Origin of the sequence: Falsiporphyromonas endometrii (assembly GCF_042654485.1) — a bacterium.
GTDB classification, from domain to species: Bacteria; Bacteroidota; Bacteroidia; order Bacteroidales; family Porphyromonadaceae; genus Porphyromonas; species Porphyromonas endometrii.
The window spans coordinates 1-26745 of sequence record NZ_JBHSGO010000213.1 but is presented as its reverse complement, the minus strand read 5'-3'; the positions used below and the strand labels follow the sequence as shown (position 1 = coordinate 26745).

15 protein-coding genes are annotated in these 26745 nt (G+C 40.7%); 5 read left to right on the top strand and 10 right to left on the bottom strand.

Annotation, left to right across the window (positions count from 1 at the left end; all coding sequences use genetic code 11):
- The first annotated feature begins 574 nt into the window (after positions 1–574).
- From ACFO3G_RS08855 to ACFO3G_RS08845, 3 genes are all read left to right on the top strand, one after another.
- On the top strand, positions 575–2248 hold the full coding sequence (locus tag ACFO3G_RS08855; RefSeq protein WP_380080031.1) for a putative transporter: 1674 nt from the start codon (positions 575–577) through the stop codon (positions 2246–2248).
- Between the two features lie 95 nt (positions 2249–2343).
- Complete coding sequence (locus ACFO3G_RS08850; protein WP_380080029.1) at positions 2344–3300, top strand: NAD-dependent epimerase/dehydratase family protein; 957 nt, start codon at positions 2344–2346, stop codon at positions 3298–3300.
- Between the two features lie 501 nt (positions 3301–3801).
- Entirely contained in the window at positions 3802–4527 is a 726-nt protein-coding gene (locus ACFO3G_RS08845; RefSeq protein ID WP_380080027.1) for an SIMPL domain-containing protein, read from the top strand.
- Between the two features lie 222 nt (positions 4528–4749).
- Here ACFO3G_RS08845 and rd read toward each other — a convergent pair whose 3' ends face one another.
- The 10 genes from rd to ACFO3G_RS08795 all read right to left on the bottom strand — a co-directional run bounded on the left by rd (position 4750) and on the right by ACFO3G_RS08795 (position 21858).
- A complete protein-coding gene (gene rd / locus ACFO3G_RS08840; RefSeq protein ID WP_380080025.1) occupies positions 4750–4914 on the bottom strand; it encodes a rubredoxin in 165 nt (54 codons plus the stop codon).
- Between the two features lie 586 nt (positions 4915–5500).
- Positions 5501–6061 (bottom strand): ribosome recycling factor, encoded by a 561-nt coding sequence (gene frr, locus ACFO3G_RS08835; protein WP_380080023.1) that lies wholly within the window; start codon positions 6059–6061, stop codon positions 5501–5503.
- Positions 6062–6096: 35 nt separating this feature from the next.
- Positions 6097–6819: a UMP kinase gene (pyrH, locus tag ACFO3G_RS08830; RefSeq protein ID WP_380080022.1), complete on the bottom strand. Its 723-nt coding sequence runs from the start codon at positions 6817–6819 to the stop codon at positions 6097–6099.
- A 204-nt stretch (positions 6820–7023) separates the two neighbouring features.
- Positions 7024–7461 (bottom strand): tRNA (adenosine(37)-N6)-threonylcarbamoyltransferase complex ATPase subunit type 1 TsaE, encoded by a 438-nt coding sequence (tsaE, locus tag ACFO3G_RS08825; protein WP_380080021.1) that lies wholly within the window; start codon positions 7459–7461, stop codon positions 7024–7026.
- Positions 7462–7472: 11 nt separating this feature from the next.
- Positions 7473–9014 (bottom strand): T9SS response regulator signal transducer PorX, encoded by a 1542-nt coding sequence (porX, locus tag ACFO3G_RS08820; protein ID WP_380080019.1) that lies wholly within the window; start codon positions 9012–9014, stop codon positions 7473–7475.
- 422 nt (positions 9015–9436) lie between these two features.
- The gene (locus ACFO3G_RS08815; RefSeq protein ID WP_380080017.1) at positions 9437–10105 is read right to left on the bottom strand and encodes a LysE family translocator; all 669 of its coding nucleotides are present in this window, start codon (positions 10103–10105) and stop codon (positions 9437–9439) included.
- 2 nt (positions 10106–10107) lie between these two features.
- Complete coding sequence (locus ACFO3G_RS08810; RefSeq protein WP_380080015.1) at positions 10108–12435, bottom strand: trypsin-like serine peptidase; 2328 nt, start codon at positions 12433–12435, stop codon at positions 10108–10110.
- A 171-nt stretch (positions 12436–12606) separates the two neighbouring features.
- On the bottom strand, positions 12607–20211 hold the full coding sequence (sov, locus tag ACFO3G_RS08805) for a T9SS outer membrane translocon Sov/SprA (protein WP_465254279.1): 7605 nt from the start codon (positions 20209–20211) through the stop codon (positions 12607–12609).
- A 63-nt stretch (positions 20212–20274) separates the two neighbouring features.
- Positions 20275–20877: a Holliday junction branch migration protein RuvA gene (gene ruvA, locus ACFO3G_RS08800; protein WP_380080013.1), complete on the bottom strand. Its 603-nt coding sequence runs from the start codon at positions 20875–20877 to the stop codon at positions 20275–20277.
- 711 nt (positions 20878–21588) lie between these two features.
- On the bottom strand, positions 21589–21858 hold the full coding sequence (locus ACFO3G_RS08795; RefSeq protein WP_380080010.1) for a hypothetical protein: 270 nt from the start codon (positions 21856–21858) through the stop codon (positions 21589–21591).
- Between the two features lie 179 nt (positions 21859–22037).
- On the opposite strand from ACFO3G_RS08795, the gene ACFO3G_RS08790 reads away from it, so the two are divergent.
- Together ACFO3G_RS08790 and ACFO3G_RS08785 are read left to right on the top strand one after the other, a co-directional pair.
- Positions 22038–23015 carry a restriction endonuclease subunit M gene (locus ACFO3G_RS08790; protein WP_380080008.1) on the top strand — a complete coding sequence of 326 codons (978 nt, stop codon included), beginning with the start codon at positions 22038–22040 and terminating at the stop codon, positions 23013–23015.
- A gap of 10 nt (positions 23016–23025) precedes the next feature.
- The coding region (locus ACFO3G_RS08785; RefSeq protein ID WP_380080006.1) for an Eco57I restriction-modification methylase domain-containing protein at positions 23026–26745 on the top strand (3720 nt) is incomplete at its 3' end.

Below are 26745 nucleotides of genomic sequence, written 5' to 3'. Positions count from 1 at the left end.
TAGTTTGATAGATATTGTCTATACTATTAGCTTCTTTGATAGATGCAGACTTTTATAAAAAGCCAAATATAGTAGCCTTCTGCAGAGTTTATACTTCTACTTTTGCTTTATTGCTTCAGAGTAATTTGTAGGATAATGCATATCTTTTTGACAATATCAAATTGCTTGTTGTTTCCCTATTTGTAATTGATTTGATTGTAACGATGTGAAAGGTGTGTATTTCAATATTTCTTTTGAATCATCGTATTTGTAGTCTTTTATGAAATGAGAATAAGATTAAAAAGTATTTATTGTAATGTGTAAATGACAATAAATAATAATGATATTCTGATACTTCTTTTTGTTAAGCTAAACGTTTTGGTATCTAAAATGAGCTATAACTTACCTTCGTAAATTAATTGACTTAAAACGCTTGACATTGCTAAAAATCAGCGCTTTAGCTAAGTTTTTTATCCGTATTTAATGGTTACCTTTGTAAGGTGAAAACAGTTTTTTTGTGGAGCATTTACATTTTACAGCGATTTTGCTGTGTTAACCAAGACCGTCAATCGGTTTAATATTTAGTAGTACAATTATGGAATGGCTTAGCACTTTGCTAAACGGGCCGGGTATAGCCCATGATCTAATTCTGGTATCTTTGGTTATCGCCATAGGTATTCAGCTTGGAAAAATCAAAATTTTTGGAGTCTCCCTTGGTGTTACCATGGTGCTTTTCTTTGGTATCTTTTTGAGCCACTTCGGCTATATTATGGATCCCAAGATCCTGCATTTTCTCAAGGAATTTGGACTTATTTTATTTGTTTATTCGGTGGGTCTTCAGGTAGGCCCCGGATTTTTCTCATCCTTCAAAAAAGGTGGACTGACCCTCAATGGCATTGCTGTTGGTATTGTTTGCTTAGGAGTCTTACTGACCATCGGTTTTAAATTTTTGACAGGACTCAATATGTCTACTATGGTAGGTATTTTATCGGGTGCTGTGACAAATACACCTGGACTTGGAGCTGCCGGTCAGGCTTTTGAAGATATGCATGGTACAGGAGATCCGACGATTTCTCTTGGATATGCAGTAGCCTATCCTTTAGGTGTCATAGGTATTATTTTGACAATGATTTTGCTAAGAGTTGTTTTTCGTATCAACTTTAAGAAAGAACAAGAGCGACTTGATGCAGATGCTCAAAATGATTCTCGCGAAGTTTCTGCAGCTTCATTTAAGATTACCAATCCGGCTTTGTTTGAAAAGACAGTTGCTGAAATGCATGGTTTGATTGAAGATTGCAAGTTTGTAATCTCTCGCTATATGGATGTAGCTGCGGACAAGATAAGTACAGTGCATGGTGATACAACTCTTCATGAAGGTGACCGCCTTTTTGTCATTGCCGATCCTGAAGCTTTGGATGTTGTTCGCAATTTTGTAGGAGAAGAGGTGAAGATGGATCGAAAGCAGTGGATCCCGACTGAATCTCAGCTTGTAAGTAAATTTATTACAGTAACAAATGGGAAGGTCAACGGTAAGCGTATTGGTGCTTTGCAACTTCGTCAAGTGTATGGAGTCAATGTAACGAGGGTGAGTCGAAATGGTGTTGATATGGTAGCTGAACCTTCACTTCCGATTCTGGTGGGAGATAGATTGCTTGTGGTTGGTTCGGAAGCAGCTCTTCCTAAAGTAGAAGAGATGATTGGTAACTCGGAGAAAGAACTTCACGCACCCAACTTGATGGGTATCTTCTTGGGTATTGCTATTGGTGTACTTTTTGGAAGTATTCCGATGATGATACCGGGTATTCCACAGCCGGTAAAACTTGGTTTGGCGGGAGGTCCGCTGGTGATTGCCATTTTGCTTAGCCGTTTCGGATATCGCTATAAACTGGTTACATATACTACGCACAGTGCAAATTTGATGCTTAGAGAAATAGGTATTTCTATCTTCTTGGCATGTGTGGGACTTGGTGCCGGAGAAGGATTTGTCGAAACTATCATTGGTGGTGGCTGGAGATGGATCGGATATGGATTTGTCATCACTGTAGTTCCACTTATTATAATGGGTATCATAGCCTTAAAACTTCTCAAGGTCAATTACTTCACATTAATGGGACTTTTGGCTGGAAGTATGACGGACCCCCCAGCACTTGCTTTTGCCAATACAGTGGCTCCAAATGATGCACCTGCTGTGGGATATGCAACTGTGTATCCGCTTACAATGTTTATGCGGGTACTTACGGCGCAAGTGTTGGTGCTTTTCTTCTGTTAGATTTGAAGCAAATTTTAGTCCTATCTTTAGTATTCTAAATATAGTTTAGTTACTTTTGTGGTCGGAATATAACAAACAATCAAATAAATATTACAATGAAAAATATTCTTATCATTGGCTCAACAGGACAGATTGGTTCTGAGCTAACTATGGAATTGAGACGTCGTTATCCAAATGGCAACGTAGTAGCCGGCTATATCCCCGGTGCAGAACCTAAGGGTGAACTTCTCGAAAGCGGTCCGGCTGAAATTGTTGACATTACTAATGCTCAACAGATAGCAGAGGCAGTAGATAAGTATAAGATTGATACTATTTACAACCTTGCAGCTCTTCTTTCGGCTGTTGCAGAAAATAAGCCACAATTAGCATGGAAGATTGGTTTGGGAGGTCTCTTCAATACACTTGAAGTTGCTCGTGAAAAGAAATGTGCTGTGTTTACTCCAAGTTCAATCGGAGCTTTTGGCAATGATACTCCTAAGGATAAGACACCACAGGATACCATCCAACGTCCTAAGACAATGTACGGTGTGACCAAGGTTTCCGGAGAGCTTCTTGGAGACTATTATTTCAAGAGATTTGGTGTAGATACAAGATCTGTACGCTTCCCGGGTCTTATCTCTAATGTGACACCTCCGGGTGGTGGTACGACCGACTATGCAGTAGATATTTTCTATGCTGCTGTCAAGGAAGGCAAGTTCGTATGTCCTATTAAGGAGGGTACATATATGGATATGATGTATATGCCGGATGCTCTCAATGGCGCAATCCAACTTATGGAAGCCGATCCAACACGGTTGAAACATAGAAATAGCTTCAATATTGCCTCTATGAGCTTTGCTCCTGAACATATCGCTGCTGCTGTGAAGAAGTTGATGCCGGATTTCGTAATGGAATACGATGTAGATCCACTAAGACAAGGTATTGCAGAATCTTGGCCAAACTCACTCGACGACTCTTGTGCTCGTGCTGAATGGGATTGGGCTCCCAAGTATGACCTTGACAGTATGGCTGAAGATATGATCAAGGTACTTAAGAAGAGATTTAATAAGTAATAGAGAAGTATTTATATATCAAACAAGGGGTTGTGCGTTGGCGCAACCCCTTTTTGTATGTCTTTACGAAGGGTTTGTGAGACTTTAACTCTAAAAATCATCTCCTCTCCTGATTTGTTATAAGTGACAAATCTTATGAACATTATTGAGAGTTCTTTTATAACACATTCATTATATATCCTATTCAAGGATTTGTTCAAAGATAAAGTTACTTGCTTGTTGTACTAATCCGATTATAATTCTGTGGCTTTTAAGGAATCGTATGATATTTGTTATGAATGATAAAGAAATAGTTTGAGATGTCCTTGTTCTCTTCTATATCCTATCTTGATGAAGGTGGCTGTTGTGGAGAAAATATAAGTTTTTCTTTTGACTATGTGGCTATTATCATTTGATTCTTTTATTATCTTTAATGGACTTAAGGGTAAAGATTTTTGTACTACAATAGTTCTTATCTCAAATAGGTTGGATTTATATTATTCTCAATAAATTATAGTGGTTATGGAAAAAAAGAATGTTATTGTTTCATTGATTATTGGGTGTGCCTTTGTCATTGGATTGAGTGTTTTTGGATATAATGTTTCTAAGCTTAAAAGGCCTGACAAAAGAATCGCTGTGACCGGAATGGCTGAACGAAATTTTAAGAGTGATCTTGCAGTGTGGACTGCTACTTATGAGGTCCGTGCCGCTGATATACAACAAGGCTATAAATTGATGGAAGAGAGTAAAAAGGTGGTCAATGAGTTTTTGAATGCGCAGAAAATAACATCTCAGATGGTTGAGTATGGCGCTATTCAGCTTGAGCGAGAGTACAACAAAGACAATTATTGTGACAACAAAACTTTTGTAGGTTATCTCTTGAAGCAAAGTTTTACAGTTACTTCCAAAGATATTGATCAGATTGACAAACTCTCAAGAGATGTGAGTCAAGTAATAAAAGATGGGGTAGAGATTAGCTCTCAAACTCCGAACTATTTTTATACCAAACTCAATGAATTGAAGGTCGAGATGCTAAAGGAGGCCTCTTCGGATGCTAAGAAGCGAGCAGATGTTATAGCTGAGGGAAGTGGAAGTCATGTCGGAAAACTTCAAAAAGCTGATCAAGGAGTCTTTCAGATTGTAGGTCTTAATTCGAATGAGGACTATAGTTGGGGTGGTTCGTTCAATACAAGCAGCAAAGAGAAAACGGCCAGTGTCACTATCAAAGCGACCTATTCATTGAAATGATGTTTATTCATTCGATCAAGAAAAGTATCTCGATTGATATTTACTATTATTACCAATAATGTAATGCTGCTGAAACGCAAGTAATAGTATGTTTATAGCATGCTGAATATTATTGGCAATTAATGATTTGATATAACAAAGGGGATTCTCAAATGGTTGGAATCCCCTTTGTTGTATTCATTTTAGACTAATCTCAATATGGATAATCTATTATTCGGCCTATTATCCGTTGTATGGCTCAAAGTCATCCTTAGTTGCACCACAAACCGGGCAGCACCAATCATCAGGAATATCTTCAAATCTTGTTCCTGGAGCGATGCCTCCATCAGGATCTCCAACTTCCGGGTCGTAAACCCACTCGCACAGTGTACAAACAAATTTTCTCATTTCGTTAAACTTTATTATAAGACAATTATTAACCTCCGGAGCTGCTTTGGCTGAGTCTCAATTTTGACGGTTTATGATGACTATTTGTCCGCTTGAATAAATATAAGAAACGGTAAAAAATAATCGCCAACACTTTAAGAACAAAATATCAAAACAGTTCCTTTGGAACAGCTATTTGCCCTATGGCTCATAGCTCAATCACTAATTCTGTTACAAAGATATAAAGTTGTGGATATAAGACAAGTTCTCTTTGTATATCACGTGATAGAAAAACTCTATCTATCTTCTGATAATGTCTGGCAGACAAAGCAATATCATTATCTCATTTTGAAGAATTATGAGTGCGATTACTCAAATGTGTTGCTCAATAATTTCAAAGTAGCATATTATTTTAACCTTTTGAGAGGCGTTGAGGGCATATACCCATAAAGGAGTTTTTGAGGGTGGTGTGGTTTAATCTTGATGCCTTATCAACAAAAAGGACCGCACCAATTCGATGCAGTCCTTTTGATCTTTGTTGTAAATAACAAGTCTTTATTGAGATTTTAGGCTGTAGCTTCCTTAGCCTATTTGTGTGAGGCTTTAGTTATACTGTCATTACCTCTTTTTCTTTCTCAGCGAAGATATCATCTACCTTCTTTATAAACTTGTCATGAACTTTTTGTACCCGGTCTTCAGCATCCTTCGCAACATCTTCCGGAGTATTGTCTGTTTTGATAGACTTTTTGATTGCATCTATTGCATCTCTTCGTGCGTTGCGAATACTGATTTTAGCCTCTTCGGCCTCTTGCTTAATTTGCTTTACCAGGTCTTTTCGTCTTTCCTCTGTCAGAGGTGGAATCCCAATTCTGATCACTTCCCCATTATTCTCGGGCATAATCCCAAGGGGAGAATCGATGATTGCTTTCTCTATATCTTTGATAATCTTCTTCTCCCATGGGGTAATCATAATGCTTCTTGCGTCCGGTACAGTCACTGTAGATACTTGTGTAAGAGGTGTTTGTGCTCCATAATACTCGACCATAATCCCATCGAGGATTTTGGGGTTTGCTTTTCCTGCACGAATTCTTGCAAAAGCTTCTTCCAGATATTCTACCGTGCTCTCCATATTGATTTGAGCTTCGGAAATAAGTTCTTCTATGTCCATAATGTTTGGATAAGTTAGTTAATTATAATCTCTGATTAATTTTTGACTATTGTTCCTATTTCTTCACCTTTTAGTACAGCAAGCAGGTTGCCCGGTGTGTCCATATCGAATACCACGATCTTCATATCGTTTTCTTGGCAAAGTGTAGATGCTGTCAAGTCCATCACTTTCAATTTTTTGTCATAAATCTCTTGATAAGTGATGGTGTTATATTTCTTGGCAGTTGGGTCTTTTTCCGGGTCTGCTGTATAGATGCCGTCTACTCTTGTCCCTTTGAGCATTGCATCGGCTTCTATCTCGATACTTCTAAGTGCTGCACCCGTATCTGTAGTGAAGTAGGGATTGCCTGTACCACAGGATAAGATAACAACATGACCTTCTTTGAGCAGCTTCATTGCTTTGGGCTTACTGTACATCTCTCCAATTGGCTCCATCCTAACGGCAGTAAGTACATCTGCTTCTACGCCGGCAGCTCTTAGAGCAGAGCATAAGGCTAAGCTGTTGATGACAGTTGCCAGCATGCCCATCTGATCACCGCTGTATCGATCGATGCCGGTATTGGTGCCGGATACGCCTCTAAAAATATTTCCTCCACCTATGACAATCCCTATTTGTATACCCATCTTTTGAGCTTCTTTGATGTCATTTACATAGGCTTGGAGTCTTTCGGCTTCAATACCATGTTTGGTTTCTGCAGAGAGCGATTCTCCACTCAGTTTGAGCAGTACTCTTTTGTATGGTTTCTGTTGTTTAGTCATATTATTGTCTGTTTCTAATTTTTCCGATGTAACTATGAAATCTTTTATCGTCTTAGAATCCGTATCTAATTTAATACTTATTAAGCTAAGTAGCCAATCTTCGGGTTATGATAAGCTTTGTTTTGTGCCATGAACCACATGGACTATTCTTGATTAGGGAGATTTGAAGCCACTCCTTGACACTATCCGAAGCTGCCTTCAGATTTAGTTTGGATTACTGTCTCTAACCAAAATCGAACGAGATCCGTCTTCTTCCTCCCTCATTACGACATAGCTTGTGTCGTATGGCAAAATATCTTCTATTACCTCCGGCCATTCGATGAAGCAAAGAGCACCACTTGCGAAATAATCTTCAGCTCCCAAGTTGAGTGCATCTTGAAGCTTTTCCAATCTGTAGCAGTCGAAGTGATAAATCAATTCTCCTGACGGTTCGGATCTATATTCATTGATGATCGAGAAGGTGGGGCTATTGATTACATCTTGCACCCCCAGCTCTTCACAAATAGCTTTGATAAAGGTGGTTTTGCCTGTTCCCATGGGAGCGTCAAAAGCAAATACTGTACGGTCTCCCATATTTCTGATAAATTCTTTGGCTACCTCTCTGATGTTGTTGAGGTCTTTTATTTCATATCGTTGTTCCATACCATTTATCCTTATTTAGGTTGAAGTGTAATAATCGGGATCAACATCTCTTCCATAGATATCCCCCCGTGTTGGAAGGTATCTTTGTAGTATTGGACATAATAATTGTAATTGTTGGGATATGCGAAGAAGTCGTCACCCGTGGCAAAGATATATTTGGATGACACATTGGGCCTTGGAAGTCCAAACTCTTTCGGCTTTAGTATTTCGAATACATCACTTTGCTTGTAGGTAAGATTTTTGCCCACCTTGTATCGTAAGTTTGTATTGACATTCTTGTCTCCTATCACTTTGCTCGGATTCTTCACCCTTATTGTGCCGTGGTCTGTAGTAAGTACCACTTTGGCGCCTTGGTCAGCTATTCTCTTAAAGAGATCGAATGCCGAAGAATGTTTAAACCAACTTTTGGTCAGAGATCTGTATGCCGCTTCGGTAGATGCAAGCTCTCTTATCATCTTGCTTTCGGTCCTTGCGTGCGACATCATATCCACAAAATTAAGGACGATGACATTGAGGTCAAATGTTTTGAGACTATTGACTTTACCTACTAATTTCTCTCCAAATGTAGTATCATAAACTTTGTGGTAGGAGAAGTTGTATCTCTTTCTGTACCTTTCGAGGAGGGTCTTAATCATTGGTTCCTCGTTTAGGTTTTTGCCCTCTTCGCTCTCTTCGTCTACCCACAAATCGGGGAAGAGTCGAACTATATCATTGGGCATCAGTCCGCTAAAGATGGCATTTCGTGCATATTGTGTTGCGGTGGGCAAGATAGATACATACAAATCTTCTTCGAAAGTATAATATTCGGCAAGAAGGCCTTTGACGACTTCCCATTGGTCGAGTCTGAAGTTGTCAATAACAATGAGATATACTTTTTCTTGATTATCCAGAAGCGGGAAAACCTTTTTCTTCATTAGGTCCGGACTCATCATTGGTCTCTCTTCACTTCCCATCCAAAGGGGATAGTTTTTTTTGACAAACTTGCCAAACTGTTGGTTTGCTTCGACCTTTTGCATCTCAAGCAAACTAACCATGTCGGGAGCAGACTTATCCAACTCGAGATCCCAATATACCAGCTTTCGATATAGGTTTTTCCATTCCTCCAGACTCATCGATTCACTTATTTGGGAAGATAGTTTGGCAAATTCTTCTCTATAACCTTGTGTCGCAGTTTCTGTTTTGAGGCTCCTTTCGTGGATATTCTTTTTTATGGAGAGTAGAAGTTGATTGGGATTGACGGGTTTGATGAGATAATCTGCAATATTGCTTCCAATAGCTTGATTCATCAATTGCTCCTCTTCGCTCTTAGTTACCATAACAACAGGAATGTAAGGCTTAAGTGTCTTTAGCTCCTGAAGCGTTTCCAGTCCGGTAAGTCCGGGCATCATCTCGTCTAAGAAGACCAAATCAAAGTCCTCCTTCTTGAGAGCTTCAATAGCGTCTAATCCACTATTTACAGCTGTCACTTCATAGTCTTTTGTCCGGAGGAACATAATATGCGGTTTCAATAAGGCGATCTCATCATCTGCCCATAATATCTTGTATTGTCTCATAAGCTTAATCTGTTGCCATATTTGGAAGAAGCGACCCGGATCTGATTTGTGTATCTTGATTGAAAGAGTTTTACGAGTTTATCTTACACTGTATGTAGCCTTTTATCAATCTGAGAAACTTCAATTCAGAGCTCTTGTATTAATTACTTCATAAACTCAAAGTAGCTTCTTCATTCAAAGCAGTTTCTAAAAGTACGAAGATTTCTCCTTAAATCTATCATTTGTAGTTTAGGAGCAGTTTAGAAATCAATGATGTTATTGGATTATTTTGAGGCGTAATAGCGATTGTTTGGATAGTAGATGAGATGTCTTTACTGCCGGTAAAGGTCTTTCTCCAATAGCAGTGTAGTCATATGGCTTCCCGCCTATGCTTCTCTTTGCTTGGATTACAAACCCTCTCAGCGACAAAAGATGACACAAACCTATCTGAAGGGAACATTGATTGCCAACGAAAAACATGTAGATATGATACCGATCAACCCTACCAGCGCAAAGATGATGGCGATGATTCGGTTGAACCAGCGCAATCCCATCACAGAAATGTTGTCTTTGAGTTTGTCTACTAACTTGGTTACAATGTACCACCAAAGCAGAGCACCTATGATGATACAAATCATGACAAGGAGATAGCCTAAGATTGGAGAGGTGTATTCGGGTACAATATTAAATCGTGCGTATAATGCAATGAAAAAGAATATAATAAGCGGATTGCTAAATGTCAGTAAGAAAGAGCTGGCAATTGTTTTGGGGTAATTGAGTTGATTGTTATCTTCCTTTTGATCCTTGACATTGTAGTCTGTACGCGATCTATACAGGTAAAATGCAAAGCCAATAAGCAACACACTTCCGAGAATTGTAAATACATCTTCATGATCATTGATAAAGGAGGTAACGAAGCCTACCCCAAGATAGGTTATGCTGGCATATACAAAGTCGCTTATCGTAGCTCCAATGCCGGTCATAAAACCTTCGCCTCTTCCTTTGTGTAAGGTGCGTTTGACGCACAATATTCCTACCGGGCCCATTGGGGCCGATACTAATATCCCTATTGCTATTGCTTTTATTATTGTGGATAATATCAGTATTAGCATTACTATTTCATTAAAATAGGGTAACTATACTTCTTCCCTTTGTAGTAAACAGTGACGATATAATTGGCTGGAAGAAAGTTACGCATATTTAGACTATACTTAATTCCCTTAAAATGATCTTCTTTGACACACTCACCGAGGTAGTTGAAGACTCGGATGGTGGTTGTAGATACATTTTCATTGGACGGAAATATAATAAAGAACTTACCGTTTAGGAAGTATCCACTTATGTTGGATACTGTATCTATGGGGAGATTTTCTCCAATAGGCTGTACCAATAAATCTATCCAGTAGTTCCCTTTGTATGGGCTGGATGTAAAATCTGAAGCCTTGGTCCATTCTTCAGTTCCGAGATTATACCAGGTAGATTGTCTTTCTGCCTCATCATTTTTTAGTCTGACAAGCGGCATAAGTACATTGTTGTCTCTTGCCATGATAGAGGCAAGGATATCTACCGGTCCGTCAATGTCTATGTACGGCTTGTTATTATCTTTATCATAGACAGGAATAAAGATGTCTGTTGTGTCATATGTGGAGCAAATTCCATTTTGAACATTTTCATCACTTAATAGATGATATTGATATCCTGCAGGTTTTGCTTGATCAAGATATACCTTTTGCCACTGCTCTTGATTGTTTATCCTCTTGCTAATCATCAGATCGAATGGAGGTACTTTAGATCCATCTCGTGGTTCCATGGGCGGAACGACCATATAAGCTCCCAATATCCTTACCTTGGAGGGAAAGTTATATTGAACGCCTATACCTTTTATAAGATCTGATGAAGCATCATATTCTATAGATTCGTTGGGTGAGACCATCACTCTGCTTATCCTTATCGGTGTAAAAGGTGCGTATGGATCAAATCCTCTACAAATGGTATTGCCCGTATTGTCCGGGTCAAGCAGCTTGCCGATACTTCTTGTGACTCCACCATCATAATCACCGCCTTCTACATCTCTCCATGTTTTAAACAGGGCCCAATAGAAGTCATCATAGGGTGTGCTGCAGTAAGAGTTTCCTCCTGAGAGAGCTCCGATGACAAGCCCTTGATTGTCAAATAGGGGAGAGCCACTTGAACCCGGAGCTGTCGTCCCAACTTCCCATGTTTTGATGAAGAAGTGTTTGCCCTTCCAGTTGAGGCTCCCGGCATTGTAATCTTTTACCTCCAGTTGCTCCTCTCGGGTTCTCGAATATCTTTTTACTGCCGATGAAGGATGATGAATACCAACAAACTGCCCTTTGGGAGAGGTTGATATGTTCCAACCTTCGTAATAGGGTTTGAATGATGCCGGTATCACTTTAGTCCCATCTTCTTGAGGTTCCAACCCGGTCATTTCCAGAAGACACATGTCGGAATTTTCGTTCAAAGCAACAACTTTAGATCCACTAATGGAGGTTTGTTCGACACCTCTATAGAAGTATTTTTTTGAAGGACTGTCAAAGCCAAAGAAGAAAACAGTGTGAGCTGCCATGATTTGGCAGTAGTTGATGTTGTTTTTGTATCTAAAAAGTCCGTTCACGCAATGTGAAGATGTCAAAATGTATGGTTTGCCATCAGACCTTGTATTATTAATCAGCGAACCGGTGCAGACTGTGGTCCCTCCTACAATCATTAGAACCGTCGCCCTTGCCTCTTTGGACACTTCCGGGTGTGAGATTACATTTGGGGCACAATCAAATCCCTTAAAGGTGTTCCAAGGCTCTCCCGGATTATGTTCAGATCTTCCTCTAAGGCTTCTATACCCATGATAGACCTCTGTCAACTCCAAGTTGAAATCTGAAGGAATCTCTTGCATGTCTGAATAGGGTAGTTGGCACTCTATGATGACATGGTCGGACAATATTGGTGCAATGGTCAATATCCCTGATGGGTTGTTGTTTTTCTCCGTAAAAGCTCCTCTGACATCCGATTCATCAGAGGCATAAACAAAAAGTTTGCTTCCTTGAGTCAAATGAAACTTATCAAACGACAGACCTATGCTTTTTGCTCGATTACTTCTAAGAGACAGTTGCCAGACCAATCTGTTTTTGACCCTATAAAACTTGCCACTATTGTAGATATTGTAATTGACCTTTCTTGCAACAGCAAAGGGAACTGCTCCTCTTAATGGTTGAGCAGAATACCACTCCTCTTGATTATAGATCAAAGTGCTGTCTATCGGAGGCAGGTCTACTGACGAGTTGCCTGTGCTTCTTAGAGAAACTCTATCGGCATTGTCACTCGTGAGCAACGGACTACCTTGGTAGCTGATTTGTCCTAAGACAGGTTGTGCTGAGAAGAGGGTCAGCACAGATGCTATTGTAGTTATGTATTTATATAGTTTCATCAATCCCGTTGTTACTTATTCGAACAAAGGTACAAAAACTCGTTCTTTTGAAAGATACCTCTGCCAAACAACCTCTGTATCTGCAGCCTTTGATGCTGAATGGCTTCCTTGCTGTGGTTGCATGCATATGATTGCTTCCGAGTTTGTTTTTAACAAAGGTAAAATAGGTCCTTATTGATTTAAGCTAAATCTAAATGATATTCCAAAGTTGCTGTTCCTAATCGGGAATGATGCTGTGCTGACAAGTGGTCTATTGACATCCCAGTCATAAAAAGCTCTCATAGTGAGTAGTCTGCTAATTTGGTAGTCTGCACTTAGCTTAATCACCAAAGCCATATTGCCGGCAGTGGCTTGAGTATAGTTTTCTTGAATTTTTCTGATCAAAGTGGAGGTATTGTTAACACTTAGCTCAGCTCTTGTAGTCAGCGATCCACCGGAACGCATGGGCTGATTCTTGCCTCTTCTGCCTCTCGGTTTCTTGCGGAGTCCAATCTTTTGTGCAAAGTTGTCGGCCTTATAGCTTATTCCCAACGAGTATTCATTGGAGGAGCTTTCGATGATTTGGAAGGCGTTAAGATTGAGTTTCAGGTTTCTTTTCATACGCCATTCGGTAGTCAGTCCGATACCGTTTTTGAATGACATATCTACTCCTATCAGCGGATAAAAACTTTCATCCAATGTAATGCCCGGTATATTGTAAGGCATAGAGGCTATAATTTCTTGAGAAGCCCTTAGTGGAGATTTGGTGTCGCCAACGAAAAGCTCTCTTTGAGGCTCCATGTCTGCCGCTGTGGTAGGTATAAATCCCTGGTCTTTTGTCCCTCCTTCTGCCGGAAGCCATTTGATTTGAGAAGCATAGCTATCCACTCGGTATGAAGCTGTATAAGCGTGTTTGATAGTGAAGTTGCTAAAGATATTCTTAAGAGCTTCTATTTTTCCCAATCCGTTGTAAGTGATATTCCAGTTAGGCATCAACGCACTCAAGGCAGGGAATGGATTGAGTCCGATCTTTCGAGCATTCCCCAGCGAAGTGTACGAAGCCAAAAAGGCCGGAATAAGCACCTCGGGAGCATTTTCTCGTATGGTAAGGTCTGATGGATTGACCGGTCTTCCGGCTATAGGTGTTCCGGCAAACTCTCCGCTATTGGGATATTTTGTGCCCTGATAGGATTGGGCAATCCTTTCGGCTATCACCGATCTTGCATTTAGGAAGTTTGAGAATGTTGATGATGCATAACCGTTGTTGCCATTTGCCTTGCTGAAGAATCCTTTCAGTCCAACAATTGTCATAACGAAGTTTCCCCCGAAGGTTTGAGGATTACCTTCAAACATATATTGTGTTTGTATCTGTTCTGTACTGGTCCTTTTGGCTGTCAAGGTTACTTTAAGGTCTTTCAAAGGCTCAAGTGTGATCCTTGCATCGAAGTCGCGAGTGGTAGAATAGGTAGACGGATTGATATTGTCTGTCGTATTCATCAGCCACCCATTGCGTTTTGCTTTGTCTACATAGCCATTGTCTGTAAGGCCAAATGCAAAGTCCAAACCCGGTGCAAGTCCCATATCTGTACGTCCTTGGCCACCTGCTGCCCTGATCATAGGTATAAAGCCCGGTATGTTAAGTCCGGATGTTTTGGTCATATGCAATGATATGTCTCTGACAGACATAAGTAGATAGCTTAGTCCATCGGTAAATTTGCGTAAGCCAGGACTCATCTCTTTGGGTTGTATAGGCGTGACAGACACTACGATCTCTGTTGTGTCATGGTTGAGAATCTCAACTCGATCTTTGCCAACAATTTTACTCTGTATATGTATCTTTTTGCCTTCGGGTGTATTGGCCGTAACGAGTATATTTTTGGTGTGTAGATTGTGCTCTATAATGTTGGTCGAATCCACTTTGAGCCTTATCTTCTTTGTGAAAGGCTTGGGAAGTGGTTTGCGTTCTGATGGTTTATTGTCTCGAGGTCTGGTGATACGCTCCTCAACACCTTTGAAGTAGGGAATCATTCTAAAGAGCTTCATCATACCGAATCCCAATCTTGTGTCGAGCGACATCTGATTGCGGATGGTATTGCCGATACTGAGTCCATTCTGATCTTCCGACCCCAAATCCCAGTTATAGGTCCCATTATAATTGGCACTGGCATCTATCCAACTGATCCATTTAATTTGGTTTGTTGGTAAGGTATAAGACAAGGTGGCTGTCTGATCGTATTTGTAAGGCTTACCCAACTCTTTAATCGACTGCATCACACTATCTCTCCAGACATGATATTGCTCCGGGTTATATTTCTTGCTGACCTGCACATGTGGCTCTTCAATCCTCGCATTGGTGCCGGATCTAAATGTCATGACCAGTGAGGGAGTAAGATTCCAGTTGATTGCCAGAGATCTGTTCCACAGCCAATTTTGCATAAAGGTGACAGGGAGTCTAAAGTCTGTCTCCATTCCCGGTGTATTGTTCCTGACTTGGGTCTCTTGATAGTTCCTTTGCATATTGGTCTGCAAACTTATCCTTGAAGGCAAAAGGTTGATTCCCCAGTTGGCAAGGAAGTTGTTGTTGCCCCCTCTTTGTCTGCCTCCTCTCTGTTCGAATGGCTGCCCCATACCGGATCCAAATCTTCCCGGCATCATATCGTCATATCCTCTTCTCTGAGGTTGATTGGTATTTTTGTTGTCCTTTTCTTTTCCTTTAAACATCCATGCAAATGGTTTCAAAGGCGGTACAAGGGGAGAGTAGTCATAGTTGATAGATGCATTCCAATTGATTGCATTGTCATATTCTATATCGGGAGAATGTTTGGTAATCTTGTTGTGTGAATAGCTGAAAGAGAAGTTTGCCGGGTCATAAGGCATTGGCTTCTTGCTTTTTATATTCACTTTCATGTTCGTCAAAGAGATACTTCTTGAGATATTGCGGGTAATACCCATATCTCTGATGGAGTCTCTTTGTGCTTTATTAGCTGCTGTTTTGAGGTTGTCCTTGAATAGGATATCCTGATCTTGCGGGTCATATTGGGGTGTGATTAGTTCGTCTGTGATGGCATAATAAAATGGAATGGAAATATGTGCCTTTTTAGGGAATACCTTACCCAGCTCGAGGTTAGTCGAGAAGTTGATTTGCCTGTTGTTGTCAAGAGTACGCTGTGACAGCCTCTGGTCCAAAGCTCCGAATCCGGCCGAAGTGTATGTGCCTCTGACATTGACGCTTCCCAAATCAGATAACTGAACATTGAGGTTGCCATTGGCAGCCCATCCACCCTCTTCGCGATAGTCGGTAAGACGCAGTTCATTGGCCCATACTTCAATGCTCTTGATATCTTTCGATCCGTTGCGTACCCCTATCATAATCGTGCGTACGTTGGATAGCGATGGATTACCAAGGATGCTTATTGTAGCTCGTTGATTGTTGGGTGCAGGACGAGAGAATACCTTATAAAAAGTAGCCTCAAGATCTCCTCTTTTGTTAGCCGTATTGCGAGCCACCTTGAGGTCTGTAAGGTCTTTTAGTGCAATGTTGAAGAAGTTTTCGTCAGGCCAGACAATTCTTCTGTCTTGATCGTTTTTCTGACTGTACACACCTTGAGGAGTAATCTTCAGAGGTATGGCATATTCATAATAGTTGTTGCGATAGTCTGCTCCAAGTCTCAAAAACATATACATATCTCCCGATGCCGTCTCTGTCTCATCTTCAATCAACTGTTCGGCATGAGCAAACATCTGAAGGCGTTTGTACCTTCTGAGGTCGTAGGTGAGGTTTTTGTATACAGCTCTGGCATCACCCGGGGCAAGCCGGTGGATCTTAAGACTCATTGATTGCTCGTTTTGTTGGGTGCTTTGTGCCTGTTGAGGATCGAGCGATCTGAGTACACCGGGGGGCACGACATAGTTAACTGGCTTGCGGTCTCCATTTTCTTCAATATTGACGGTGCTAACCTCCACAGAGGCATTGGTAGATGGTGTGACGTTGGGTGCGTGAAGCTCACGGTCATAAATTCGCCAATCTCCTCTGACCAGCTTGAGCGTACCAAATCGAAGCGTTGTCTCTTCGTGCCAATTGGTCATAAACATCCTCATAAAACGAATGCTCTTGAATCCGGATATGCCACCGTTCTTTGAGGTGTAATCATGTACAGGTATCTTAAATTGATACCAATTGACTTCACTCCATTGACCATTTTTTAGCTTGACCTTAGCTACCCTCTTATCTGAAATGTAGTTGCTTCCAACACGCATATCTTCCGGACGAAGAGAGACTTTGTATTCAAAAAACTTCTCCGACTCATTGAGTGTGTTGTCTTGGTTGATATCTTCGACATCCGGTACCAGCCTGCTCGCCATGGAGCGCTTGCCGGCATCTTCTCCGGCATCGGCCGAATTGCCCTCCGTGCCATTGTAGTATTTGTACCTTTCGATGATAGACAGCTTCTTCTCATCATAGTCTTTGCCGAGGTAATGATGGAAGTTGTCTCCACCGGGGTCGTTGATAGGGCTAAATTTGTTTTCTTGCCATTCGCTTTGAGTCTGTGCATTGACAATGGTAGAAAGCTTGGTTAGGTAGTCGGCATATGTAGGAAAGGTCTTCTCTTCTTCGGTGGACAATCCATTAAATCCGACATCTTGCTTTGCTCTCGCTCCTTTGGTATTGTCAAAAGCATATACACTGGCTTGGCGTTTGGGAACCTTTCCCCAGACCGTTGTGATGACTGCCTCCGGATCACCATTGATAGGAAGCCCGTTTTCGAAAAATTTGAGTTCGTCTTTTAGTACCTCTTCTGATATATCTCCCAAATTGATGTACAGATCTCCACCTTTGGATTTATCATTGTAGATAAAGGGATCCATCATCCAAAACTCAACATATTCGATGTTGGAAGCCTCAAAGTCACTTTGATCGATTTTTCGCATGATGCCACCCCACATCTTCTCCGGATGTATAAACTTGCCATCCGAGCCCATATCATCTGTGTTAAGATTGTAAGGACCTCTCTCCTGTGGATAGAATGTCAAGTTAAGAGGAGTGATATAGCTTCGCTGAGCTGCATTTTCGTCTCTATACGGGAAAAGTTCGGAGGTCAATACCTCTCTGACATAGTGATTGCTCAGCTGTTCATAATCATTGCGGATATAGGAGGGCGTAAGAGAACTTTTGTCTCGAGTAAAGAGCGGGTCGATATAATACCACGAGAGGAGTGCTCTACGGTTGCCATATTCGATGTTGTTGACCAACTTAGCTTCGGGGAAAAGAGCTCCGGCTCCATCATGCAATGGGGTAGAGGAGAGCATCCATGCATAAGGATTCATCAGGTCGATAGAGGTTTGCGAAGTCTCAAAGTCATCCAGGTAGCTATAACCTTTGGCATATCTTCCTTCGTAATGGCCAGGTATGAGGTGTGCAAATTCGGCAGTGAAGGTGATATCTGATGGTTTGGTCAAGGAGAGGAAGGGAAGCGCATCGAGCCAGTTGGTAAGTCGCTGTGACTGTTTGTGATAGCTCATATTGAGTCCCCACAAGGTGTTTTTGAGAGACTCCGATCCGTATGCAGTCTTGGTCGTAAGAGGCATTTCGCTCAGATGCATAATTGTTGCCCCCAAGGTGAAGTCCTTGGTAAAATGATAATTTAGGTCCAGCCCAAACATCGTCTTTCGCTGCATATTCAGAAAGCCTCTATTCTCAAGAGAAACATCGATACGACTTCCGGATGCAGCGATAGATGGATTGATAATCTTGACAATACCTGCCAGATAATCGACTGTATAGTCTACATTCTCGGTCAAGGTCATACCGCCTGCCGTGACACGCACGGATCCCGGAGTCACATTCATGGCACCAAGTGAAATCTCTCCTGCAGATGCAGCTTGAAATTCCCCTCTAAATATAAATTTGTTTTTCTCTGCAATCTGTTTCGCTACAATGGCAGTAGAGTCATAAAGCTCTTGGTATACATATTTGTCTATCAGATTTTGTGATTGAAGAGCATTGGCCAGTGTTTTGCCAAAAGGTTCTATGCTGGGGAAGATAACAAGACCTTTTTGTGAATTGACCGTATAACCCTCCACAAAGTCAAATACACCATCGGGATAGGGCTGTTGCTTGCGGTCGAGTTTGTCACAGCCAAGCACCCGTAGGAGAAGTTGATTCTTGACCGGTCCTTCGTTGAGGTATGGGATAGCCATACCGGCCGAATCGCTCTGATAGTAAATATCGAATTTGAAGTTTTCGGGTGTGATATTCCTTACATCCATTCCAAGGGAATAGACATTCTTCATCTCAAATGGCCAGTATGGAGATTGGGGGCTGACGATGGTACCTTTGAGCAGCTTGACAAAAAGATTGTCCATAGACTTGTCGGGGCGGTCACTCGAAAATTCGCCTACTTGATAGATTTTACCTTGGTAGGTATATTCGTAAGCAACCCCTAAGATCTCGTCCGGAGCCAATCGGGTATTGAGAGAAATATATCCGAGGTTTTCGTTTAGCGTATAATCGCCGGGATTGAGCCTTCTGGCGCTCTCCAACTTTTCATAGTCTTTGCCACTTGTGTAAATGGCTCCCACCACTTGTGTAACTTGTGAGATTTGTCTCGCTCCCGGCATTTGAAGAAGCTGTCCGTAGAGACTGTTGGCATTGTTGGCAGGCAAATCACCTGTAGCACCGGTAGGGGTAATCTGAGGATTGGAAATCTTATTGGCCTCTCCGAGGTCTGTAAAAGCCACAATATTGCGGGCCTCATTGAAGTTGCCCCTCTTGTTGGTTACCCAGACCTCTATGCGGTTGATCTTGACACCGGAACTGATAAAGGGCAATGTGCTCATCGCCTTATCATACTGATCGCGATAAAAATGACCAAGGAAGAAGTGGCGGCTTTGGTCATAGCTGTCGGCACTCAATTCGAAGGGCCTGGTCTGAGCTCCTCCTTGTGCACTTACAGTCTTCGATTCGGCCTCTTGTTGCGACAAAACAAAGTCTACATCCAATTTGCCAAACTTCATCTTACTATGAATACCAAAGAGGGTAGAACCTCCTTGGATAAGTGAGTTTTTGCTCTGCATAGAGACATTACCCGCTTCAATAAGTTTGATAATGTCGTCCTCTTCTCCTTCATAAGCCAATTTGAGCTTCTTGGCATCAAAATCAAAGCTGGACTCCGTATTATAATTCATATTGAAGTTGAGCTTCGTTCCGACAGAAGCCTGTAAACTTAATTGGATCTTCTCGTCAAAATCGAAAAATGTATGATTCCTTGCAGATTCGGGGATAGAAGGGTTGTCGGTAGCGTTTGTCTTGAGACCCATCAGTAGTTCGGCCGAACCTTGTGTCCTAAGTTTGATCCCTCCGGGTCCAAAAACTTTCTCGGCAGGGCCAAGTTCAAAATTCATATCCAGTGGATTGAACCCCTTTTTACCTTGGGCCTCAGCAGCCTCTTTGTCTTTGTCTCTAAAAAAGTTGAGCGTATTGTGCTTGGCTATATAAGCCATATATTCGACTCTTGTATAAGGAATAGGGGCCCCAATGGGTTTGCCTCCCAATTTTGTGATCAGAAGATACCTGTCTGTCGCAGGGTCGTATTCAAATTTGGTCTCAATATTGGAAGGTGTACGAAGGTCTATGGGACGCTTAATATTAAGATATCGATAGTCTTCCGGAGAGGTTTTTGCCACCGGATATCGAGTCGTATCACTCCCTTGCAGGCTATTCTCTTGTGGTGTCGGGGTGCTCTTTCTGTACGAGGCCATAAGGGATGACCCCAAAACAAAAGAGAGCAAGCCTATGATACATACAAGGCTTACAATGCGTTGTGTATTATGGAGAGAAAAACCTTTCACAATATTATATGCTTATAAGTGTCTTAAAGCCTGCTTGATAAGTTGCTCCACACCCAAAGTGGGGTCTTTGGAAGTCAGAGTCTTTAGCACTTTTCGAATATTGGCATCTGCAAAACCCAATAGCTTCAGCGCTGTGGTGGCTTCACTGATGGCCTTGTTGTGATTAGAAACAGCTGAGGTGTCAACCCCTTCGGAATCACCACCATAGGTAACCTCCAAGTCAATCTTACCTTTGAGATCAACCAAGATGCGTTGAGCAGTGCGTTGACCAATACCCTTGACGCGCTTGAGCTCTTCTACCTTGCCAAGCGAAATGACCTCAACCAAATCTTGAGGAGCAAAAGAGGACAAGATCATCCGTGCCGTAGCCGGACCAACGCCTGAAACAGAGGTCAGTTTGAGGAAAAGATCGCGTTCACCATCTGTCGTAAAACCATAAAGCTGATAAGAGTCTTCTCGAATCACCTCGCTTACAAAGAGTTTTGCGCTTTTCTGATCCTTAAGTGTGCCATATGTGGTAAGTGAAATCTCAAGCAGATAACCTATCCCATGACAGTCGATAACGACCGAAGTGGGGCGAAGATCTGCAATGGGACCGCTGATATATTCAATCATATAAAGTGTTTCAAAATATTTTACCTTGCAAAAACTCCACTGTGAATTATACAATATTAGGAGCCGTAAGGGTGAGCTATTCACTATAATAACGCAAAAATAGTCATTAAATTGTCGTTAATGAAGAAGAAGACTCCATTTAATAACAAATGAGAAGGATTCATCATGGCAACAGAAGAAATCAAAAAGACTCAGATGCTAATGATAAAAAGACCTATATATTCCCCACAATTTCACTAAAACGACGTTGCCCAAAATGGCTATTTGAAGCCATAAAAGGAGCTTTATTAGATAAATAATGTTAAATAATAAAGCCTATTTTTAGCCTCAAAACAACGCTTTTTGGACTCTCAAAGAGGCTTATTCGCTACAAAACCTAAAAGTAATAGGACGGAAACGTCCTATATGAATGTTAATATATGTATAGGCTGCTTTTTATGGACAAGTTGGCGGCTTAAAAACGCACTTCAGGCTGCTTTTTTTCGATGGTCGCGCGACTTGCAATCCGTTCTCGCGCGACTCTGAACCTATACTCGCGCGAGGTTGCACTTGAAGTAGCGCGACTTCGCATGTCAAGGTCGCGCGACAACGGATCGAAAGTCGCGCGAGAACAGATTGCTTGTCGCGCGACTTTATTTGTTAAAATAGCGCATAAATAAAGCCCGTTTCGTACTAACAAAACGGGCAAAGTCGTCTTAAGGCCTGGATACCCTAACCCTGAAACATTGGGTTTTCGATATAAATATGAGTTGTTTGAGTCAGTTTTTGAACATTAGATGAGATAATATTATTTAACGAATACATGACTCTTGTAACGAGCTTCTCAGCCCATCCAAAATCATCTCTTAGAAGAAGATAATTACTCTTACCAACCGAGCAAATAAAATGTTTGCTCAAAGGATAATACCATGCCTCTTGACCAGTCGCCTTGTCAAGTGCAATCATCATCCAAAGTATGGCAAGTAACATGATTATCTCCATAGTATTTCTCTAATTCTCTAAACGCTAAGATACCAATAATCAATCTCTATTGCAATTACAGTCGGCAAATCAGTTACCATGCACTTTATTTTTTACTAACTTTGGTCATAATTGTATGGTTGCTTGTAGTGTCAGTAGGCAATCTTTTTATCTAATAATACAAATATTGAAGATTGTATATGTGGCTTAACGACCTGGTCGATATTAACGAGGATGATTTGATCGAATACGACAACAAATTACTTCCTATCCTTCTAAAAGACCATAGTTCAGGTAGAAATATTATCTGGGCTACGAATGATTATGAAGATTTGGGAGTGAAGTATCAATTTTCTTCCGAGATAAGAGAAGGTCTTATTACGGGAATGAATAGGCATATTATTCGCCCGAGAGTCCTCAAATCGAGAATTCTTCAAGATAGTCGCTCCAAGGAAAAGGCAGAGGTCTTTAGTCCTTCTTGGATTTGCAATAAGCAAAACAATCTGATAGACAACGAATGGTTTTGTAGAGAAGGTGTTTTTAATGTTGAGACCCACAATGGATGGAAGACCAATCCTAAGCCAATTAAGTTTACAAACGAAGAGGGTAGAAGGTGGCAAGACTATGTCAAAGAGCAAAGGTTGGAGATTTGCTGTGGAGAGGCACCATATATAGTCAGCAGATATGATACGACTACGGGTGAGAGTATTCCTGTCAAGGATAGGATAGGAATACTTGATCGAAAATTTAGAGTAGTACATGAAAATACTCACGATGCCAATTTTGAAGAGTGGCATCATTGGATGAAACAAGCCCTAATGGCTACTTATGCTTATGAGTGGCAAGGAGACAATCTCTTGTTGGCGAGAGAAAATGTGCTCTTTAGTTACATAGATTACTTTTGTCTGAAGTATGAAACTTCAGAGCTACGGACAGATATCTTGGAAGAGGTAGCAGAAATCATTTCATGGAACTTGTGGCAGATGGATGGACTCAAGGGGGTAATCCCGCAGACTTGCTATGAAGAAGAGGAGCCAAATCTATTTTTCCCTTCCGAATCACATCCTTGCATAGGATGCCAAACAGGTAAGATGAGTGAGCACAATGGTGTGCAGTGTCAGATCAAAGACTGGTCTTCCGAAAAACAAGATATCATACCATTTCATTCTTTAATTTAACAACTACTTTATGGTCAAAACGTTTAACTACAAACTGATCTATATCTTTAGAATCAATGATAAAGCACATGAAGATTGTCTAAAGATTGGTGAGGCGACTTATGAAGGAGATGCAGATTATATGTCTCTTTTGCCCAATTCCAGAGAACTTAATCAGGCGGCAAAGAAGCGAATCAATCAGTATACACAGACGGCAGCTATTGCCTACGAATTGTTGCATACAGAGATAGCAGCTTTTGCTATGGATAAGAGCCTTGCGACATTTAATGACAAAGATGTACACGAAGTTTTGCTGAGATCGGGTATCAAGAAGAAGGTGTTTGATCAAGTCAATAATGCCAATGAGTGGTTTGTAGTAGATCTGCAAACTGCAAAAAATGCCATACAGGCAGTCAAGAAAGGTCAAAGTTCGTTGGGACCAGATATGATTTCTCAAGGTCAAAATCCTATTGTTTTCAGACCTGAGCAAAGAGAGGCTATAGACAAGACTCTAAAGATATTCAAAAGGGGTAAACAAATGCTTTGGTTTGCCAAGATGCGTTTTGGCAAAACCTTGTCTGCACTTCAGGTAGTTAGAGAGATGAAGCTGAGTAAAGTCCTTATATTAACGCACAGGCCTGTTGTGGATGATGGATGGTTTGAGGACTTCCAAAAAATCTTTTTCGATTTGCCACAGTATCATTATGGATCAAAAAATAAGGGGGAGATCTATGATCACCTATTGAGTGGAGGCAAAACAAAAGATTGGAAATACATCTATTTTGCATCTATGCAAGATCTAAGAGGCTCAGAATTGGTTGGAGGCAATTTTGATAAGAATGATGAAGTCTTTAAGAATGACTGGGAACTTATCATCGTTGATGAGGCTCACGAGGGAGTAAATACGGAGCTTGGCAAAAATGTGTTGGACGAACTAACCAAGGACGACACGAAGGTACTAGAGCTCTCCGGCACACCTTTTAATCTTCTCGATGACTATAAAGAAAAGGAAATATATACCTGGGACTATGTCATGGAGCAGAAAGCCAAGAAAGAATGGGACAAATTACATCCGGGAGATCCCAACCCCTATGCAGGACTGCCGACAATGAATATTTATACCTATGATTTGGGAAGACTGATGTCTATCTATACTGATGAAGAGGTGGCATTCAACTTTAGAGAGTTCTTTAGAGTTGATGAAAACGAAGAATTTATCCATAAAAAGGATATTGAGTCGTTTTTGAATCTATTATCATTAAATAGTGATAATAATTACCCCTTTACAACACAAGACAATAGAGATAACTTCAGGCATTCATTTTGGGTTATTCCAGGTGTAAAAGAAGGCAGAGCCTTAAGCGCATTACTCAAAAATCATCCGGTATTCTCTAATTATGAAATAGTTAATGTTGCCGGAGAAGGAGACAAAGATGATGAGTATAAAGCTAATCAGAAGGCTTTGGAGATGGTCAGGAAGGCTATTACGGATTCTCCTGAAAAAACAAAAACCATTACTCTGTCTTGCGGTAGGCTTACCACGGGAGTAAGTGTCAAAGAGTGGACTGCAGTCTTGATGTTGTCAGGAAGCTATTCGACATCGGCATCGTCTTATATGCAGACTATTTTCAGAGTTCAGACACCTGCAAATATTGGAGGAAAGATGAAGACAGATGCCTTTGTATTTGACTTTGCACCGGATAGGACGCTCAAGGTACTTGCAGAAACAGCCAAAGTATCGGCAAAAGCCGGAAAAACCAACGATGAGGATCGAGAGATTTTGGGGCAATTCTTAAACTTTTGCCCGGTCATAGGCATTGAAGGGTCAGAGATGAAAAAGTATGACACCGATAAGATGCTTAAGCAACTCAAGAGAGTATATATCGAAAAGGTGGTGAGAAATGGGTTTCAAGACACTTATCTATACAATGATGAGTTGATGAAACTCAATGATTTGGAGTTGAAAGACTTTGATGAACTCAAAAAAATAGTAGGGTCGGTCAAAGCAAATCACAAAGTGGGCAATATAGATATAAACAAACAAGGTCTTACCAATGAGGAATATGAGGAGCATAACAAACTCGAAAAGAAGAAAAAAAAGAAGGGGCTTACTCCTGAAGAGAAGAAAAGACTCAATGAGCTCAAAAAGAAAAAGGGCAACAGACTCAAAGCAATATCCATACTGAGAGCAATATCTATCAGAATGCCTCTTATGATATACGGAGCTGAGCTAAGTCAAGAAGACAAAGAGATTACAATAGACAATTTTACGCAGCTTATAGACCCACAATCATGGGAGGAGTTTATGCCGAAAGGTGTGTCTAAGCAAAGGTTTAATGCGTTTAAGAAGTATTATGACAGAGATATATTCAGTGCGGCTGCCAAAAGAATAAGAAACTTGGCAAAGGATGCAGACAAGCTACCCATAGAAGAAAGGATACAGCGCATTACTGATATATTTGCAACATTCAGAAATCCGGACAAAGAGACCGTACTAACTCCTTGGAGAGTAGTAAATATGCACCTGGGGGATACCATAGGAGGATATAATTTCTTTGAAGAAAAATATGAAAATGAAATAGAAGAGCCAAGGTTTATAGAGCACCGTGAGGTGACAGAGGATATATTCCAACCAAACGCAAGAGTGCTTGAGATAAACTCAAAGTCAGGGCTTTATCCATTATATATGGCTTATACAATGTACAGGGTGAGAGCCAAGGATCAGATATACAGCCCGACAACATTGCAAGAACATCTAGAAATATGGGATAAGGTTATCGAAGATAATATATTCGTAATATGCAAAACTCCTATGGCAAAGTCTATTACGAAGAGAACCCTCATAGGATTTAGAAAAGGGGTGAAGGTCAATGCACACGCATTCGATGACCTAATAAACCAAATAACAAACAAAAAAGATAAGTTCGTAAAGCAAGTAACAAGTGGAACATACTGGAAGAAAAAAGATATAATTAACATGAACTTTAAAGCTGTAGTGGGAAACCCACCGTATCAAATAATGGATGGAGGAGCAGGAGCCAGTGCAATGCCATTGTATAATAAGTTTTTCGATATTTCTAAACAACTTTCTCCTCAATATATTGCGATGATTATGCCTTCGAGATGGTTCTCTGGAGGTAGAGGTTTAGATTCATTTAGAATGTCAATGCTTTCTGATAAAAGGATAAAAGTTTTGCACGACTATGTGGATTCTCGAGTTTGCTTTTCGAATGTTGAAATAAAGGGAGGTGTGTGTTACCTGCTTTGGGATAGAGGGTGGAATGATGTTTGTAAAGTGTATTCTCATGATTTTGATGAAACGACCGAAAGTGATCGTTTCTTAAAAGAGAAAGGAAAAGATATCTTTATTCGTAATAATATAATGAGGGGAATTTTGGAAAAAGTTATTACTACTAAGTCTTTTCATTCAATCTATGATTATGTTTCATCAATGAAACCGTATGGACTTAGGGGAGATTTCTTTAAATCACCTCAAAAATATAAACTGCCACCAATCAGTAAAACAAAGAACCTGAATGATATCACAATTTGGGGGTTAGGTGAAAATCAAAAAAGAGAAAAGCGCTATGTCTCAAAGGATTATCCAATTCCGAAAAGAGATGGATTGGGGCTGTGTCAAAATTCCATTTGGCGCAGCCCTTTCTGTTTTTTGAAAAAAGTTTCAACTTTCTCTATATTAAGTCTTTTCCATGTTATTAATAATAGTTATCTTTATGGTATACAAATAGTT